The 17,186-nt window shown below is 67.8% G+C and carries 15 protein-coding genes; 7 read left to right on the forward strand and 8 right to left on the reverse strand.

All coding sequences use genetic code 11. The features are described 5' to 3' along the window. The first annotated feature begins 16 nt into the window (after positions 1-16). On the forward strand, positions 17-1,246 hold the full coding sequence (locus tag QSJ19_RS19395; protein ID WP_286322632.1) for an aminotransferase family protein: 1,230 nt from the start codon (positions 17-19) through the stop codon (positions 1,244-1,246). Between the two features lie 67 nt (positions 1,247-1,313). Here the strand turns inward: QSJ19_RS19395 and QSJ19_RS19400 are convergent, their stop codons facing one another. After that, complete coding sequence (locus QSJ19_RS19400; protein WP_286322633.1) at positions 1,314-1,847, reverse strand: alkyl hydroperoxide reductase; 534 nt, start codon at positions 1,845-1,847, stop codon at positions 1,314-1,316. Positions 1,848-1,858: 11 nt separating this feature from the next. Beyond that, positions 1,859-2,446, reverse strand: a complete 588-nt coding sequence (locus tag QSJ19_RS19405) for a peroxiredoxin (protein WP_286322634.1) — start codon at positions 2,444-2,446, stop codon at positions 1,859-1,861. 132 nt (positions 2,447-2,578) lie between these two features. On the opposite strand from QSJ19_RS19405, the gene QSJ19_RS19410 reads away from it, so the two are divergent. Next, the gene (locus QSJ19_RS19410) at positions 2,579-3,526 is read left to right on the forward strand and encodes a hydrogen peroxide-inducible genes activator (protein ID WP_286322635.1); all 948 of its coding nucleotides are present in this window, start codon (positions 2,579-2,581) and stop codon (positions 3,524-3,526) included. A 41-nt stretch (positions 3,527-3,567) separates the two neighbouring features. Here QSJ19_RS19410 and QSJ19_RS19415 read toward each other — a convergent pair whose 3' ends face one another. Both QSJ19_RS19415 and QSJ19_RS19420 read right to left on the reverse strand, forming a co-directional pair. Further along, positions 3,568-5,670: a DEAD/DEAH box helicase gene (locus QSJ19_RS19415; RefSeq protein ID WP_286322636.1), complete on the reverse strand. Its 2,103-nt coding sequence runs from the start codon at positions 5,668-5,670 to the stop codon at positions 3,568-3,570. Continuing rightward, entirely contained in the window at positions 5,667-6,674 is a 1,008-nt protein-coding gene (locus tag QSJ19_RS19420; RefSeq protein ID WP_286322637.1) for a PAC2 family protein, read from the reverse strand. The genes QSJ19_RS19415 and QSJ19_RS19420 overlap by 4 nt, the downstream gene beginning before the upstream one ends. Positions 6,675-6,922: 248 nt before the next feature. Between QSJ19_RS19420 and QSJ19_RS19425 the strand changes: the two genes are divergently transcribed. Together QSJ19_RS19425 and QSJ19_RS19430 are read left to right on the forward strand one after the other, a co-directional pair. Beyond that, on the forward strand, positions 6,923-7,567 hold the full coding sequence (locus QSJ19_RS19425; protein ID WP_286322638.1) for a hypothetical protein: 645 nt from the start codon (positions 6,923-6,925) through the stop codon (positions 7,565-7,567). A gap of 127 nt (positions 7,568-7,694) precedes the next feature. Next, on the forward strand, positions 7,695-8,843 hold the full coding sequence (locus QSJ19_RS19430; RefSeq protein ID WP_286322639.1) for a DUF4192 domain-containing protein: 1,149 nt from the start codon (positions 7,695-7,697) through the stop codon (positions 8,841-8,843). A 10-nt stretch (positions 8,844-8,853) separates the two neighbouring features. On the opposite strand, the gene QSJ19_RS19435 is transcribed toward QSJ19_RS19430, so the two are convergent. Then, complete coding sequence (locus QSJ19_RS19435) at positions 8,854-9,537, reverse strand: iron-dependent transcriptional repressor DtxR (RefSeq protein WP_286322640.1); 684 nt, start codon at positions 9,535-9,537, stop codon at positions 8,854-8,856. Positions 9,538-9,732: 195 nt separating this feature from the next. Here QSJ19_RS19435 and QSJ19_RS19440 point away from each other — a divergent pair, with 195 nt between their 5' ends. Both QSJ19_RS19440 and QSJ19_RS19445 read left to right on the forward strand, forming a co-directional pair. After that, complete coding sequence (locus tag QSJ19_RS19440) at positions 9,733-10,998, forward strand: acetoin utilization protein AcuC (RefSeq protein WP_286322641.1); 1,266 nt, start codon at positions 9,733-9,735, stop codon at positions 10,996-10,998. A gap of 7 nt (positions 10,999-11,005) precedes the next feature. Then, entirely contained in the window at positions 11,006-13,852 is a 2,847-nt protein-coding gene (locus QSJ19_RS19445; RefSeq protein ID WP_286322699.1) for a bifunctional acetate--CoA ligase family protein/GNAT family N-acetyltransferase, read from the forward strand. Positions 13,853-13,891: 39 nt separating this feature from the next. Here QSJ19_RS19445 and QSJ19_RS19450 read toward each other — a convergent pair whose 3' ends face one another. Next, the gene (locus tag QSJ19_RS19450) at positions 13,892-14,905 is read right to left on the reverse strand and encodes a sigma-70 family RNA polymerase sigma factor (RefSeq protein ID WP_286322642.1); all 1,014 of its coding nucleotides are present in this window, start codon (positions 14,903-14,905) and stop codon (positions 13,892-13,894) included. A 156-nt stretch (positions 14,906-15,061) separates the two neighbouring features. Continuing rightward, positions 15,062-15,487, reverse strand: coding sequence for a DUF3099 domain-containing protein (locus QSJ19_RS19455; protein ID WP_286322643.1), 426 nt, complete (start codon positions 15,485-15,487; stop codon positions 15,062-15,064). Positions 15,488-15,619: 132 nt separating this feature from the next. Between QSJ19_RS19455 and QSJ19_RS19460 the strand changes: the two genes are divergently transcribed. Beyond that, positions 15,620-15,889, forward strand: coding sequence for a DUF3039 domain-containing protein (locus tag QSJ19_RS19460; protein ID WP_187582128.1), 270 nt, complete (start codon positions 15,620-15,622; stop codon positions 15,887-15,889). Positions 15,890-15,892: 3 nt separating this feature from the next. Here the strand turns inward: QSJ19_RS19460 and QSJ19_RS19465 are convergent, their stop codons facing one another. Then, a complete protein-coding gene (locus tag QSJ19_RS19465; RefSeq protein WP_502876265.1) occupies positions 15,893-17,110 on the reverse strand; it encodes a YihY/virulence factor BrkB family protein in 1,218 nt (405 codons plus the stop codon). Between the last annotated feature and the right edge of the window lie 76 nt (positions 17,111-17,186).

The following is a 17,186-nucleotide window of genomic DNA, read 5'->3' on the forward strand; positions in this document are numbered from 1 at the left end:
CCTGCATGATTGGGGCATGGCAGGTTCACTCTGGCACGGTTTCGCCGACATGGGCTCGGTCACCTCGAACGGCCCGTTCGTGGTCAGTCGCGGGCACGGGACACGCATCTGGGATGCCGAGGGACGCGAGTACCTCGACGCCACCGCAGGTCTGTGGTTCACCAACATCGGGCACGGGCGCACCGAGGTGGCGCAGGCGGTCGCCGATCAGCTCGGGCGGCTCGCCCATTACTCGGGATTCGGTGACCTGACCGCCGACGTCACGGTGGATCTCGCCGACCGGCTCGCCGAGATCGCGCCGGTGCCCGGCAGCAAGATCTTCTTCACCTCGGGTGGCAGCGATTCCGTCGACACCGCGGCGAAGCTGGCGCGGCGCTATTGGCATGAACGGGGCAAGCCCGAGAAGAACATCATCGTGGGCCGCACCAAGGCGTATCACGGCATGCATGTCGCCGGTACCGCGCTCGCCGGGATCCCGGTGAACCGCGAAGGCTACGGGGAACTGATGGCCGACGCCGAGACGGTGGAGTGGGACAACGCCAAGAGCCTCCTGGGGCTCATCGAACGGCTCGGCGCCGACCGGGTCGCGGCCTTCTTCTGCGAGCCGATCATCGGCGCGGGCGGTGTGTACCTCCCGCCCGAGGGCTACCTTTCCGAGGTCCGCCAGATCTGCCGCGACCACGATGTGCTGTTCGTCGCCGACGAGGTCGTCACCGGCTTCGGCCGTATCGGCGGCGATTCGTGGTTTGCGTCGTCACGGTTCGACCTCGAACCCGACCTGATGACCACCGCCAAGGGCCTCACGTCGGGCTATGTCCCGATGGGTGCGGTGTTCATCGCCCCGCGCATCGCCGAGCCCTTCTACGGGGGTGGGGTCTGGTGGCGCCACGGCTACACCTACGGCGGTCACGCAGGAGCGGCGGCAGCAGCGATGGCCAACCTCGACATCATCGAGAAGGAGGGGCTGCTCGCCGAGGCATCGCGTCTCGAAGGCGATCTGGCGCGGGCACTCTCGCCCCTGACGGACCTCGAGTCGGTCGCCGAGGTGCGGACCGGGCTCGGCGCGGTCTCGGCAGTGCAACTGGCGGACCCGGCACAGGCGATCCCGACGATCGGCCGACTCCGCGAGTGCGGGGTCAGCGGTCGCGCCGCAGGCCAGGGAGCCCTGCAGATCTCGCCCGCCTTCGTCATGACCACCGACGAGGTGACCGAGCTCGCCGACCGGACGCGCGCCGCGCTCTCCTGACCGAGACGGACCGACGACGGCAGGCCCGCCGGAATCCGGTGGGCCTGCCGTCGTATGTGTGGTCGGATCAGACGCCGGCGAGGACCTCGGTCGTCGCGATCGCCTGCGCGACACCGGCGACGATCGAGGCGACCTTCAGCGCCTCGAAGATCGCCTCACGATCGACGCTCGCTTCGCGCAGCGTGTTCTCGTGGGCGCCGACACAGTGTTCACAGCCGTTGATGGAGGACACCGCGAACGACCAGAGTTCGAACAGCGCCTTGTCGACCCCGGGATTGCCGATGATGTTCATCCGCAGGCCGGGACGGAGATCGTCGTACTTGCCGCCGAGGAATCCTCGACCACGGTAGAAGACGTTGTTCATCCCCATGATCGAGGTCGCCCCGAGCGCAGCGTTGTAGGCCTCGGCCGACAGCGTGTCGGCTGCCTCCTCGGCGATCTCGGCCAGCACCTTGGCATTACGGGTCGCCGCGGCCGTCGACAGCAATGTGCCCCATAGCTGCTCCTCGGTGAGGGCGGTGGTCCGGCTGATCGAGCCGAGATTCAGCTTGAGATCCTTGGCGTACTCGGGAAGTGCGTCCTTCAGGTTGTCGATGCTCATGCGGTCTCCTCTCAGACGCTCGCGGTGAGCAGTTCACCGGCGTCGATGGTCGGGTCGCCCTTGCGCCAGTTGCAGGCGCAGAGTTCGTCGGACTGCAGCGCGTCGAGCACGCGCAGGACCTCGTCGACATTGCGGCCGACCGATCCGGCGGTGACCGAGACGAACTGGATCTCATTATTGGGGTCGATGATGAAAGTGGCGCGGTCAGCGACCCCGTCGGCGTTGAGAACGCCTGCAGCGGAGGCCAGTTCACGCTTGAGGTCGCTCAGCATCGGGAACGGCAGCGTCTTGAGGTCCTCATGCTGTGCGCGCCACTGGAAGTGCACGAACTCGTTGTCCACAGATGCGCCGAGAACCTGGGCGTCACGGTCGGCGAACTCGTCGTTGAGCTTGCCGAAGGCAGCGATCTCGGTCGGGCACACGAAGGTGAAGTCCTTCGGCCAGAAGAAGACGATCCGCCACTTGCCGGGATGATCCTCGCTGGTGACCGTCGTGAAGTAGTCATCGGGCTGCTGTGCGTTCACCTTGGACAGATCGCCGCCGATGACGGCGGTGAGATCGTAGGCGGGGAACTGATCGCCGATTGTGAGCAGAGCCATGCGCTGTTTCGCTCCTCGTGGTGGTGTGGATCGGTACGTCATGTGCGCGAAGGAATTCGTCGTCAGACATGCACCATCGTGCCGGATTCTCGGCTAGAGCGAAACGTGATGATAGGCACTATATTGATAGGCATGCCCAATAGAACTTATCAGCCGTCGGTGACCGGGCTCCGGGCTTTTGTCGCCATCGCGAAGCGACGCCACTTCGGTTCCGCCGCTGAGGATCTCGACCTGAGTCAGCCGACGTTGTCGCAGGCGCTGAGTGCTCTGGAGGCGGGACTCGGGATGCAATTGGTGGAGCGGACCACCCGGCGTGTCTTCGTGACTCCGGAAGGGGAGCGGTTGTTGCCCAAGGCGATCGCGGCAGTGGACGCGGTCGACGACCTCGTGGCCGAGGCCTCGGGCCGTGGCGATCCCTTGTCCGGTGGCCTACGACTGGGACTCATTCCCACTGTGGCGCCGTATATCCTGCCGACAGTGCTGCGCGGCATCGGCGAGCGACTGCCGTCGCTGGAGCTGCAGATCATCGAGGATCAGACCGGCCGCCTGCTCCGTCAGTTGAGAGACGGATCACTCGATGTCGCGATCATGGCGTTGCCCACCGTCGAACGCGGATTGACCGAGATTCCCATGTACACCGAGGACTTCGTGCTCGCGCTGCCTGTCCGGCACCCGCTGGCCGGTCGTCGCCGGGTCGATCCGGCATCGTTGGCCGATCTGCCGCTGCTACTTCTCGATGAAGGACATTGCCTCCGAGATCAGGCGCTGGAGGTGTGCCGGTTGGCCGGCGTCGCTCCCGAACTCGGCCAGACACGGGCGGCGTCGCTGGCGACGGCGGTGCAATGTGTGGAAGGCGGGCTGGGGGTGACGCTGATCCCGCAGACGGCGGTGGCAGCCGAGACCGACGGCGGATCACTCGCCACCGCCACGTTCGCGCGACCGCGCCCGGGCCGGCGGATCGGATTGGTGTTCCGCGAGTCGGCCGGCCGGTCGGATTCCTATCGGACCCTGGCCGGAGTGATCGCCGAGATCGTCGACGCGACGGGCGACGTGCAGCGTGAACAGGGAATGAGGGAGTAGGGGGGTCCCGGCGTGAACCGTGAGCCGGCCCGGGGCCGAACTCACCCGCGGGTGAGTGTCATCTCCTCCCATTCGTCCAGGAGGCTGGAGTCGACCCCGCGGACCGCGTCGCCGAGCTGCTCGGTGATCTCGATGATCGCGGGCGTGCTCACCGTGTTCGGCAGCCCTTGCCGCAGAACGCGATAGCAGTCGGACAAGTAGCGCAGCACGACACCTTCGCTGCGTGCGAGGCCGTAGGCCGAGATGAGTTCGTTGAACGTCATCGCGCGCTCGAGCATCTCGCGGAGCACAGATTTCGGCGACGGCGGATAGGACGACACCCACGGATGCCCGCGGCGATACACACCGTAGGCGAACTCGATCTCCTCCGCGAGTGGCCGCGGCCAGGTGATCTCCTCGAGTCGGGCCATGCGTTCCTCGTATTCGACCCCGTCCGCCTTCATCTCGGCCAGCGCCGCATCACGGGCGGCCTTGCGCTGCGCGAACACGAGTGGACGTGGATCCTCGAGGGTCGACTCGAGGATCGACACCACGTCCAGCGGATAGGTGGAGGAGTCGGGATCGAGGATCTCGAACGCCGCGACGGCGAACGAGGAAAGTGGATTGGTGAGCGCGAAATTCTCGGGCATGTCCACCGACAACCGGACATTGCGGCCGTCCTCGTCGGGGGCGTCGAGCTGCACCACGATGCCCGATTCGCGGAGTCCGCGGTAGAGCTCGATCGTGTGTCGGATGTGACGCAGCTGGCGGTTGCGTGGCTCGTGACTCTCCTCGAGGAGATGCCGCATCGCGGCGAAGCAGTCACCAGGACGCGACAGCACCTCCATGAGGATGGCGGTGGTCATCCGGAAATGGGATCGCAGTGGCTCGTCGGGCGCGTCGATCAACTGGGTGAAGGTCTTCTCGCCCCACGACACGAAGCCCTCGGGGGGCTTCTTGCGTACCAGCTTTCGCAGCTTCTTCGGGTCGTCGCCCGCCTTGGCGACCGCCCGTGCGTTCTCGACGTCGTGTTCGGGGGCCTGTGCGACAACATAGCCGACGGTGTCGAATCCTGCCCGGCCCGCGCGGCCCGCGATCTGATGGAACTCGCGGGCCCGCAGACGGCGCACCCGGGTTCCGTCGTACTTGCTCAGCGAGGCGAACAGCACCGTGCGGATGGGGACGTTGATGCCGACGCCGAGGGTGTCGGTCCCGGCGACCACCTTCAGCAGGCCCTGCTGGGCCAGTCGCTCCACGAGCCGTCGGTAGCGGGGCAGCATTCCGGCGTGGTGCACGCCGATCCCGGCACGCAGCAACTTCGACAGGGTGCCGCCGAACCCGGTGTGGAAACGGAAGTCGCCGATCGCGGCGGCGATCACCGCTCGCTCGGCCTTGTCCGTGATCTTCGCCGACAACAGTGCCTGCGCCCGCTCGACGGCGGCCGCCTGGGTGAAGTGGACGACGTAGATCGGGGCTCGGCCCGCGGTGATGAGTTCTTCGATCGTCTCGTGGACCGGGGTCATCGCGTAGCTGTGTTGGAGCGGCACCGGCCGTTCGGTGCCGGTGATCGCGCTCGTCGGACGACCCGTCCGGCGGCCCAGGTCGTCGACGAAGAACGACACGTCGCCGAGTGTCGCCGACATCAGCAGGAACTGAGTGTGGGGGAGTTCGAGGATGGGAACCTGCCACGCCCAACCGCGATCGGGTTCACCGTAGTAGTGGAACTCGTCGGCGACGAGCATGCCGATGTCGCTGCGCGAACCGTCGCGCAGGGCGAGATTCGCGACGATCTCCGCCGTGGCACAGATGATCGGTGCGTCTGCGTTGACGGCCGCGTCGCCGGTGAGCAGTCCGACCTCCGCGGCCCCGAAGGTGGCGCACAGCTCGAAGAATTTTTCGCTGACCAGGGCCTTGATGGGCGCGGTGTAGAACGCGCGTTCGCCTCGACACCGCGCGAAGTAGATGGCCCCCGAGGCCACGAGGGACTTGCCCGACCCGGTCGGCGTCGCCAGGATCACGTTGCCGCCCGAGATCAGCTCGAGCAGCGACTCCTCTTGATGGGAGTAGAGCTCGATGCCGCGGTCTTTCCACCAGGACGTGAAGTTCGCGAATGCGGTGTCCTCGTCGGCGACCGGAGTCAGGTACGCCTCGCCCGCGGCGGTCACATCGGTGATGGGGGACCGCCTGGTTCGTCCGGACCACCGTACGGACCGGTGCCGAACTGCCCGCCGTCCTCACCGCCGTCACGCATCTGCTCGGCCAGGAACTTCTCCAACTCGGCGCCGAGTTCCTCTCCGCTGGGCAGATCGGATTCGGCGGCGAGCAGTGACGCACGCTCTTCCTGGGCCTGGGTGAAGGTGTCGTATTGCGCCTCGAGCGCGGTGACGACCGACTCGATCTCCGCGTTTCCGGAGACCTCGGCATCGATCTGCGTCCGCACCTTGGCCGCCGCGTTGTCGAGCGCCGTGATCGGCAGTTCGAGGCCGGTGAGTTCACCGACGGCGCCGAGCAGCCGTGCCGATGCCGCGGGGTAGTCGGCCTGCGACAGATAGTGCGGCACGTGCACCGACAGCCCGGCAGCGCGGTAATCGTGCTCGCTCATCCGCAGTTCGAGGAGCATCGACGCGCTGGCCGGCAGCCTCATCGCCGATCCCCAGCGCGGGAGATCGCCGAGACGCTCCGGGTCGCTGCCGTGAGCGGTGATCGAGGGCGGGCGGGTGTGGGGGACCGCCATGGGGATGGCGTTGAGTCCGATCACGTCGGTGACGCCGAAGCGCTCGGCGAGACCACGGACAGCCTCAACGAACTGTTCCCAGCGCAGATCGGGTTCCGATCCGGCGAGCAGCAGGAACGGTCGCCCGGCCGTGTCTCGGATGGCGTGCATGGTCAGCGACGGCATCTCGACGTCGGTGAACGTGTCGCCGTTGAAGCTGATGGTGGGCCGACGCGAGCGATAATCGATCAGTTCGTCGCTGGAGAACGTGGCCACCAGTTCGGAGTCCAGCGCATCCCGCAGATGCTGGGCGGCGAGCGCGACCGCATGGCCGGCGTCGGCAAACCCGTTCAGTGCGTGGACCAGCACGGGGCCGGTGCCCTCGTGGTCGGTGACCTGGGGTGCGGGGAACTCGAGTGAGTACAGCGAACTGCGCTCGACGGACTTGTCGTCCATGAGTCGTCCCTCCTCGTGTCGTGTGGAGAAGATTGTCCCGCATCAGAGCGGTCCGGGGCCAATTCCCCCGGTCCATGCGGTATCGATCGGTTCAACAACGTCCGGCGGGGGTCGATTCCCGCCGGTGTGGTTGCCCTCGGGCGGAGATGCCGCCGGGTGTCGGTGCGCGAGATGGCCGAGGCGCGGTGGCACAGTGGAACCTTGTGACCGGAACAGAACGCCCCAGAGCGCGTCGGGGAGTCGCTCTCGTGCCGTTCGTGGTCGCCGCACTGTGGACTGCACTGTCCGGGTGCAGTGTCGACGGGCAGGCCACGGCCGGGGCGGGCGATCTCGCGGAGAACGCCGTGTCGTCCAGCGCCTTCCCGGCGGGCACCGCTACCCGCGTTCCGGCCGCCGCGGTGCCCGGGGCGCTCGCCGACCTCGCCGGACGCCCGCTGAACGGCTCGGTGAGCCCCGCCGACTGCACACCCGTCGCCATCCCGTCCGACGGCGCGGTCGTGCTGGTGGGTCCGTCGCCGACGACCCCGACGGCGACGTTCACCTCGGCGGTCGCCCATGCCGCGAATTCTGTCGACGATGTGACCGAACTCGCAGGCCGCTGCCCGCACACGACGTCGGGCTCAGTGCCCACCGCCGCGTCGGCGGTGAGCACCGAGGTCGTCCCGGCGCCCGGCCGTGACTCGGTGCAGACCGGGGCGATCGAACGCACCATCACCACGGGTGGGCCGGGTGCGCCGCCGATGATCACGTCGACGACGACCCTGATGGCTCAACGTGAGGGAGTCCGGGTGCTCGTCGAGTACCGCCGGCAGGGCGGCGGGGCGATGACACCCGAGACCGGAGCACAGCTCGATGCGTTGTTCGACGACGCGGTCGACGCCGCTTTCGGCTGAGAATCCCGCGCTCATCCGGCGCATCGACGCAGGTGGATCTGTGGATGGTGCGGGATCTGTGCACAACCCGGTTCGCCGACGGGTCTGCGAGCGTTGACGTGGCAGGCCCCCACGCCACGATTCGGGCATGTCACCCATTCCCAGTGCTCGCCCGCTGTCCCCGACCGGCCTGCTCACCGCTGTGCCGGGTCTGCTCGGATTCATCCCCGACCGCTCGATCGTCGTCCTGGCGTTCGGCGACGACCCACGCATCGTGCGGACAGCGATGCGCCATGACCTCGTCTTCGACGACGACGGTGAGCTGGTACCGGCCCTTGCCGAGCTGTTCAGCAGCCTCGCCGAGGTGTGTGTACGCAACGAGGTGCGCGCGGCCGTGCTCGTGATCGTCGACGACAGGTTCCCCGCAGCCGACCTGAGATATCGGCGGGTATGTGGGATCGCCGATCGTCGGTTCTCCGAGATCGGTGGAATCGCAACAGGTTTCGTGATTCCTGAGTTCACAGAGGGCGGTCGTTGGCTCACTGTCTGGGAGGCCGGCCGCGACCCGCTCGTCCACGGTTCGATCATCCCGATCGCCCGCGACGCCCCGACGCGTGGACGTCTCGGCGATCCGCAGTCAAGTCCGACCGCACTCCAGCGAGCCGTCCGGACGGGGCACGGTGTGCTCGCCCGCCGATCAGACATGGAGGCGATGCTGGCCCCGCTCGACCACTGCGCCGGACCACATCTCGACGAGGTGGACCACGGTGCATCGGCCGGCGTGGACCAGATGGACACCGCGGACGAAACGGACGAGACGGACGACGCGTCGCTACTGCGCGCCGTCGTCCATCAGGTGATCGTGGCCTCGGGACCGCGACGACCGGATGAGGCGGCGGATCTCGACTGTGCGGAGGTGACCCGGCTGGGCGTCGCCCTGACGCGACTGCCGGTCCGGGACGCTGCACTCAGTTTCGCGGTCACGGATCTGCGCGGGGCCGCGGAGTCGCTCTGGCGTGAACTCGCCCGACGGCTCCGCGGTCCAGCACAGGCCAGTGCGGCGACGATGCTGGCGCACCTGCACTACATCAACGGGGAGGGCGGGCATGCGGGTGTGGCACTCGATCACGCGTTGCGCGCCGATCCCCATTGGTCGTTGGCGACCCTGCTCGACAGCGCGCTGCGGGGCGGACTGGCACCACATCTGCTACACGACATGATCGACGACTGCTATGACGTCGCGGAGCGGCTCGGTGTGCCGCTGCCGGCGCCGACCCTCGAACGTGACGCCGGGTGACGGCGGTGGATCAGACCTTCTCCACGAACACCGAGTGCGCCATCTCGTCCGACAGTTCGAGACCGTCGTGCCCGGGGGAACTCAGGACGGCCTTGCCCGGTGCGAGGGTGACCGTGACACGGGCGTTGGGCACCACACCGGCGTCGCGCAGCTCGCTGATGAGCGCGTGATCGGACTGGGCGTGCTCGGACAGGCGGCGCACGATGACGACGACCGGATCCCCCTGCGGGAGATCGGAGAGACGTGTCGCGCTGCCGCCGAGGGGGGCCTGCTGGGCGCCGAGCAGTTCGAGACCGGGGATCGGGTTGCCGTAGGGGGATGTCGTCGGGTTGTCGAGGACGGTGAGCAGACGACGCTCCACGTTCTCGCTCATGACGTGCTCCCAACGGCAGGCCTCCTCATGGACCTCGTCCCAGGGCATCCCGATGACGTCGACGAGCAGTCGCTCGGCCAGCCGATGCTTGCGCATGACCGCGATCGCGAGTTCACGGCCCTTGTCGGTCAGCTCGAGGTGCCGGTCACCGGCGACGTGGAGCAGACCGTCTCGTTCCATCCGCGCCACCGTCTGCGACACGGTCGGACCGCTCTGCTCCAACCGTTCGGCGATACGCGCGCGGAGAGGGATGATCCCTTCCTCTTCGAGGTCATAGATCGTCCGCAGGTACATCTCGGTGGTGTCGACAAGATCGTTCACTGTGCGCAGTCCCTTCGTCTGTGCCCAAGGGTACCTTGACCAGCACCTGGCATTCGCTGCCCGCGTGTCGTCGCGTCGGTTGAAATGTCGGAATCCGCGGCCCGTGCTGCCGGTGGCGCCCGGAGACGCGCCGGTCCACGGTGGGGCGGACGGTGAAGCACGTCGGTGCGTCCGGGGACGCACTAGCCTGGGGTCGTGACGCGGACAAGGGGCGACGAGGCGGCAGCGGTCATCTGGAGCGAGGATTTCCTGTCCTACAAGTGGGCGCACACCCACCCGATGAACCCGGTTCGGCTGGCCCTGACCATGACGCTCGCGCAGAGTCTCGGTGTCCTCGACGGCGTCGACAGTCGGGCGCCCCTCGAGATCGACGACTCAGCGCTGACCGTCGTCCATTCGACCGACTACATCGACGCGGTCCGCGCCGTCGGTTCGGGTACCGCGTCACTCTCCGGGCCGTTGCTCGAGCGCCTCTTCGGACTCGGTGACGCCGACAACCCGGTGTTCGACGGCATGCACGAGGCGGCGCGACTTCTGGTCGGCGGCACACTGGCCGCCGCACAGGCGGTCGGATCGGGCTCGGTGCGTCGGGCCGTGAACATCAGCGGGGGGATGCACCACGCGATGCGCGCCCGAGCCGCCGGGTTCTGCATCTACAACGACTGTGCGATCGCGATCGACTGGTTGCTGGACAACGGATTCGACCGGATCGCCTACCTCGACATCGATGCGCATCACGGCGACGGTGTGCAGGCTGCGTTCGCCGCCGATCCTCGCGTGCTGACGGTGTCGCTGCACCAGCACCCGGCGACGCTGTGGCCGGGCACGGGCTGGCCCACCGAGGTCGGAGACGACGCCGGACAGGGCACCGCGGTCAATCTGCCGCTCATGCCCGACGTCACCGACCGTCTCTGGCTGCGGGCGTTCCATGCGGTCGTGCCATCGGTGCTCGAGCAGTTCCGCCCCCAGATCCTGATCAGCCAGTGCGGCGTGGACAGTCACCGCGCCGACCCGCTCACCGATCTCGCGCTCACCGTCGACGGGCAGCGGGCGGCCATGCAGGCCATGCGTGGTTTCGCCGAGAAGTACTGCGACGGGCGCTGGATCGCCGTCGGCGGCGGCGGTTACGGTGTCGTCAACGTCGTGCCGCGCAGTTGGGCGCACCTGCTCGCCATCGTCCTCGACCGTGACGTCGACGTCGACACGGAGGTCGACGACTCCTGGTGTGCCACCGCCGAACAGATCGCCGAGCAGGTGCACTCGGAGTACGCCCATTCACCCGTCGCCGTCATGGGTGACGGGGGCGACGTGGACTTCGTGGCCTGGGACGGGGACACTGGTCAGCCGCCGCCCGAGGGGATCAGCGATTCCGCGCAACGCCAGACCGACCGGGCCATCCTGGCCACCCGTCGTGCGGTGTATCCGCTGCACGGTCTCGATCCGGAGGACCCGCGTGACTGATCAGGACATGACGGCACCGGCGGAGGGCGCCCCCATCGCCGAGCAGCCCCAGCCCCGCGAGCCGTGGGACTATCCGCGCCACTGGATCGCCGACGTGTTGGCGTCCGACGGCGGCGTCGTACACCTGCGACCGATCGTGCCCGACGACGCGGACCGGGTGGTGCGCTTCCACGGCGGTCTGTCGGAACGCACCCGATACATGCGGTACTTCGGGCCCACGCCGACCCTGCCTCCCCGCGAGGTGGCGCGGATGACGACGGTCGACTACCAGAAGCGGGTCGCGCTGGTCGCGGTCCTCGGTGGAGACATCATCGCGATCGGCCTCTACGAGGGTCTGGAGTTCGACGGCAAGCCCGAATCCGCGGAGGTCGCGTTCGTCGTCTCCGACGACCACCAGGGCCGCGGCCTGGGACCGATCCTGCTCGAGCATCTCGCCGGGGCGGCGGCGGAGAACGGCTTCACCCGATTCGAGGCCGAGGTACTCAGCGAGAACCCCAACATGGTCGCGGTGTTCCGCGACGCCGGCTATCAGCTGTCGCGGAGCTTCGACGGCAGCACCGTGCACGTCGAGTTCCTCATCGACCCGACCGAGGCGATGACCTCGGTGCGCAACGCCCGCGAACGCGCGTCGGAGGCGCGAAGCGTGGCCAACCTGCTGCGCCCGTCGTCGGTCGCGGTGATCGGTGCGTCGACCGATCGCAAGAAGGTCGGAAACGCGTTGCTGGCCAACATCATCGCCGGAGGATTCACCGGTCCGGTGTTCCCGGTGAACGGTCCGGGCACCCCCGACGACGAGCCCCCGGTGGAATCCGATGGGTCCGCCCGATCCCACGGTCCCGGCCCGGCTCGGACCACGCCCGCGCAGCGTCGCGGCCACCCGCGACCGCCGTCGGTGCGGGGTATCCGCGCCTATCGCACGGTTCGCGACATCCCCGACCCGGTCGACCTCGCGGTGGTGGCCGTGCCGGCGGCGACCGTCGACGACGTCCTCGACGACTGCCTTGTGAAGGGTGTCCGGACACTCGTCGTCGTCTCATCGGGCTTCGGTGAGGCCGGCGAGGCCGGACTCGAGAGCGAACGCAGACTCGTCGACCAGGTCCGCGAGCACGGCATGCGCCTGGTCGGGCCGAACGCGCTTGGAGTGGCCAACAACGATCCCGATGTGGCGCTGAACGCGACGCTCGCACCCCGCATCCCTGCCGCCGGCCGGGTGGGGTTCTTCTGTCAATCCGGTGCGCTCGGCATCGCCATCCTCGACACGGCCGCGCGACGGCAGATCGGCCTGTCCACGTTCGTCTCGGCCGGGAACCGTGCCGATGTGTCCGGCAACGACCTCTTGCAGTACTGGGACACCGACACGTCCACCGATGTCGTGCTGTTGTACCTCGAGAGCTTCGGCAATCCACGGAAGTTCTCCCGGATCGCCCGGCGGGTGTCGCGGTCGAAGCCCATCGTGGCGGTGAAGTCCGGCAAGGGTGCGATGACTGCGGCGCGGGCGGCCCGGTCGTCGGCCTCGAGCCTCGACGACCAGATCGCGCAGATGGTACTCGAGCAAGCCGGTGTCATACAGGTGCACACCATCTCCGAATTGTTCGACTGCGCAACGGTGTTCGCGTATCAGCCGATCCCGCGCGGACCGAGGACACGGATCATCGGCAATTCGTCGGTGTTGGGCAGCCTGGCTGCCGACACCGCCCGCGGCGGTGGCCTCGAGGTGACTGATGCCATCGATCTCGGTGCCGGGGCCACGGAGGATGCCTTCGAGGCCGCGGTCACCGACGCGATGGCCGATCCGTCCGTGGACGCGGTGATCGTGGTCTTCGTGCCACCTGTCGCGGTCGACGCCGACTGGCATGCGCGTGCGCTGATGGCGGCGGCGACCACGCCCGCCGCCGACGGACCGAAACCCATCGTCACGACATTCCTCGCTGTCGAGGGCATCCCGCCGGGTCTGATGAGGCCCGGACCCAACGGTCTCCCGCAGGCCGGTTCGATTCCGTCGTACGGCAGCCCGGAGAGGGCGGCGAACGCGCTGGCACGTCTGTGGCAGTACGCGCGCTGGCGCCAACGCCCCGAGTCCGAGATCCACCGCCCCGATGGCACGGATCCCGAGTCCGCGCGGGCGTTCGTGCGCGAGGCGATGGACGTATCCGCAGGGAAACCGGCACCGGGGGATCCGGGTGGACGGACTCTCGGGCACGTCGAATCGGCGATGCTGCTGCGCTGGTACGGCATCCCGATCGTGCCGTTCCGCGAGGTGAGCACCATGCACGAGGCGTCGGCGGCCGCTCGTGACCTCGGATTCCCGGTGGCGGTCAAGGCGACCTCCGACATGTGGCGTGGACGCCTCGACCGCGAGGGTGCGCGACTCGACCTGCCCGACGCCACCGCCGTCGTGACCGCGTTCACCGAACTGGCGGACCTGACCGGCGATCGGGTGTTGCACGTCCAGAAGATGGCGCCCAAGGGGATCGGGACCACCATCCGGGTGCGCGACGACCCGTCGTTCGGTTCGCTGATCTCGTTCGGTCTGTCCGGGCGAACCTTCGACCTGCTCGGCGATCACGGTTACCGCGCGATCCCACTGTCGCCGCTGGACGCGGCCGAACTCGTCGACGAGCCGCGGTCGGCGCCGTTGCTCGCGGGCTATGCGGGGGAGCCGCCGGTCAGCCGCGACGCCCTGGCCGATCTGCTGCTGCGCATCTCGACCCTCGTCGACGACATCCCGGAGGTGCGCGAGGTGCTCTGCGACCCCATCCTGGCGGCGCCGGACGGCGTCGCGGTCCTCAACGCCCTGATACGTGTCGGCCCGGTGCCCACACGAGCGGACACCGGGCCGAGACGACTGGGGTGATCTGGGGACCCGCCGGCGCACTGCCGGCAGGACATCCGATCAGCTGGCGTAGGCGCGCAACCGTTCGGCGCGCTCGCCCTGACGCAGTTTGCCCATGACCTCACGTTCGATCTGACGCACACGCTCACGCGACAGGCCGAACATGCGACCGATCTGGTCGAGCGTGCGTGGCTGACCGTCGTCGAGGCCGTAGCGCATCCGGATGACCTGCTGCTCGCGCTCGTCGAGCGTGGACAGCACCGACCGGATGTCGGAGTGCAGCAGACCGGCGATCACGGCATTCTCCGCGGAGGTGGCCTCGGCGTCCTCGATGAAGTCACCGAGCGGGGCCTCCTCGTCGCTGCCGACGGGCATGTCGAGGCTCACCGGGTCGCGGCTGTGGTCGAGCAGATCCGCGATCTTCTCGGCCGGGATGCCGGACTCGTTGGCCAGTTCGTCATCGGTCGCCTCGCGGCCGAGTTGTTGATGGAGCTCGCGCTTGATGCGCGCCAGCTTGTTCACCTGCTCCACGAGATGGACGGGCAGCCGGATCGTGCGGCTCTGATCGGCCATGCCGCGGGTGATCGCCTGACGGATCCACCATGTGGCATACGTGGAGAACTTGAAACCCTTGGCGTAGTCGAACTTCTCCATAGCGCGGATCAGACCGAGATTGCCCTCCTGGATCAGGTCGAGCAACGGCATGCCGCGGCCGGTGTAGCGCTTCGCGAGCGACACGACGAGACGCAGGTTGGCCTCCAGGAGGTGCGAACGGGCGTACTCGCCCTCTCGGACGATGATCGCCAGGTCACGCTTCTTGGTGGCCGAGAGGCGCTTCTTGGTCGCCAGGAGGTGCTTGGCATAGAGCCCGGCCTCGATCTGCTTGGCGAGTTCGACCTCCTGCTCGGCGTTGAGCAGGGCCGTGCGGCCGATGCCGTTGAGATAGACGCGGACGAGGTCGGCAGCCGGTGACTGGGCGTCGAGATCCTGTTCGGTCATCGCGGGGCGGGTCCGGGCGGGATCATCGGCGAATCCAGTAGTCGTGGTCGGGCGTGAAACTGTCGAGCGTGACATTCGGCCTCCTGACTTGAGTGCGTTCAAGGGGTTCAACGCGAACAGGTGGGCGAAAGTTCCCGGGGCGCTTCGGCCCGAAGTCGCCGTCGCCTGCGCTGACCTGCGCAGATGCCTGCGGGTTCAGCCGGGTACATGAGAAGTTGCTGAGAGTGTGGGTCAGCGGGAACGGCGGTCGTGTTCGTCGCGTCGGACGTCGTCCGAGGGCTCCGTCGTCGAGTCGACGATCCGCGTCTCGAGTGACGACCCGGGACCGCTGAGGGAGGATCGGCCGACCACGGAATGATCGGCGCCGTACTTGTACTGGGGAACCTCGCCGCGCTTGCGGGGCGGCCGGTCGTTGGCGATCAGGACCGCGATCCACGGGATCGGGATGGAGGCCGCGACGATCGCCAGAGCGAGCAGACCCGAGCCGGTCGAGCTGTAGACGATCCCGGCGATGACCAGGGCGGGCACGCGAAAAGCCATCAGCGTCAAGTACTTGCGCACACGCGTGCGATGCTGATCCTCCAGCGATTGCTGCGCGTGGGTGATCAGAAAGGCTTCGGGGTCGGTTCCGTGCCCCGTAGGTCCTTCTCTGCCCATGTCTCCACCATCCCACTTCGATGTCACGGATGCACTCGCGCCCCCTGCACAGGGAACCGTCCGGGTGATGTCTCACAGAGGTCATTCGGAGCGGTCCACCTTTCGGCGTTGTGGTGACGCACAATGGTCGGTATGGGAACTCAGACAATCGAGCGGCCGGACCTCGACGAGAAGACCGACGTCGACGAACGGCCCGATGCCGACAGCACCGACCAGGGTGATGACGATCGCCCCAAGTTCTTCCACTACGTGAAGAAGGACAAGATCGCGGAGAGCGCGGTCATGGGTAATCACGTGGTGGCGTTGTGCGGGGAGACATTCCCCGTCACCCGGTCGGCCAAACCAGGTTCACCGGTCTGCCCGAAGTGCAAGAAGATCTACGCGCGCATGCGCAAGGAGTGACTCTCAGGGGTCCGGGTGGTCGCGGTGCTTCGTCGGCCGCCCGGACTCGGCGTCCGTCCGGCCCCGGCGTATCGGCCCGGTCGCGAGCCGATCGGGCAGTGTCTTGAGTTGTCCGGTGAAATCCGAGGTCTGCGAGGACACCCAGTCGCGCACCTGGGTCGTCGGCGACGGTTTGGCAGGCCAGAGGGACTGCACGGCGGCATTGAACTCGGCGCCGACGACGATCGCGAAGCCGAGGAAGAACGTGAACAGCAGGAACGCGATCGGTGTGGCGAGCGCACCGTAGGTGTAGCCCGCGCGGGTGATCGCGGTCAGGTACATGCGCAGGATGTAGCTGGCGACCCAGAAGAACACCCCGGCGACGATCGCGCCGCCGACGAGACGGTGCCACGGCAGTGGATTCGGCAGCGCCAGGTGATAGAGCGTCGTCAGCACGATCAGTAGCAGCGCCGCGACGAACGGGAAGTAGCCGTAGTCGATCAGATTGGTGATGATCGGGTCCCACGAATCGGGCACGATCTCGTGCAGATAGTTGGGTCCCAGCGCCACCAGGGGCAGCACGAAGACCGACACCAGCAGGAACCCGATGTAGAGCAGCAACGCGAAGATCCTCTGCCACACCGGGTTTCGCACCTCATGCTGATCGTGCGCGCGCACGATGGAGGCGACGAAACACGAAACCGCCGATGATCCGGCCCACAGGGAGATGAGGAAGCCCGCCGAGATGACCCCGACACGTCCACGTCCGAGCACGTTGTCGACGGTCGGCGTGATCAGGTCGGTGACGACGCTCTCCGAGAAGGTGCGGCTGGCGAACGAGATGATCCGGTCGTAGATGACGTCGACGGTGTCCGGACCGAACCACCCGGACACGTAGCCCACGCTGCCGAGGAGTCCGAGGATCAGCGGCGGCAACGACAGCGCCTGCCAGAACGCGGCCTGGGCCGCCCAACCGACGATGCCGTCGTCCCAGGCCTTCTTCGTCGTCCGCCAGACCAGCACATGCAGGTTCGGGAGAACGGGCGGGCCCGGTTCGTGGGGGACGTCGATCGGGTTGTCGTGGCCGGGGTCCGACGGCGGACTGTGATCGTGGTCGGTGGTGGCGGTGTGGTCGTCTGGTCCATTCGTCGCGGCAGACGCGGCTCGTGGATCGGTCGGGGCCGGTACGCGGGTGGACCGGGCGCGCGGCGCGGCGTTCTGTTGGGGCGGGCGCGCCGGCAGCGGTGTCGTCGGCGTCCCGGGATCGATCAGCGGGATCGTCGGTGAGGTCGCCGGGCGTGAGGACTCGTCTCGGCGG

Source organism: Gordonia sp. ABSL11-1, from assembly GCF_030315685.1.
GTDB lineage: Bacteria > Actinomycetota > Actinomycetes > Mycobacteriales > Mycobacteriaceae > Gordonia.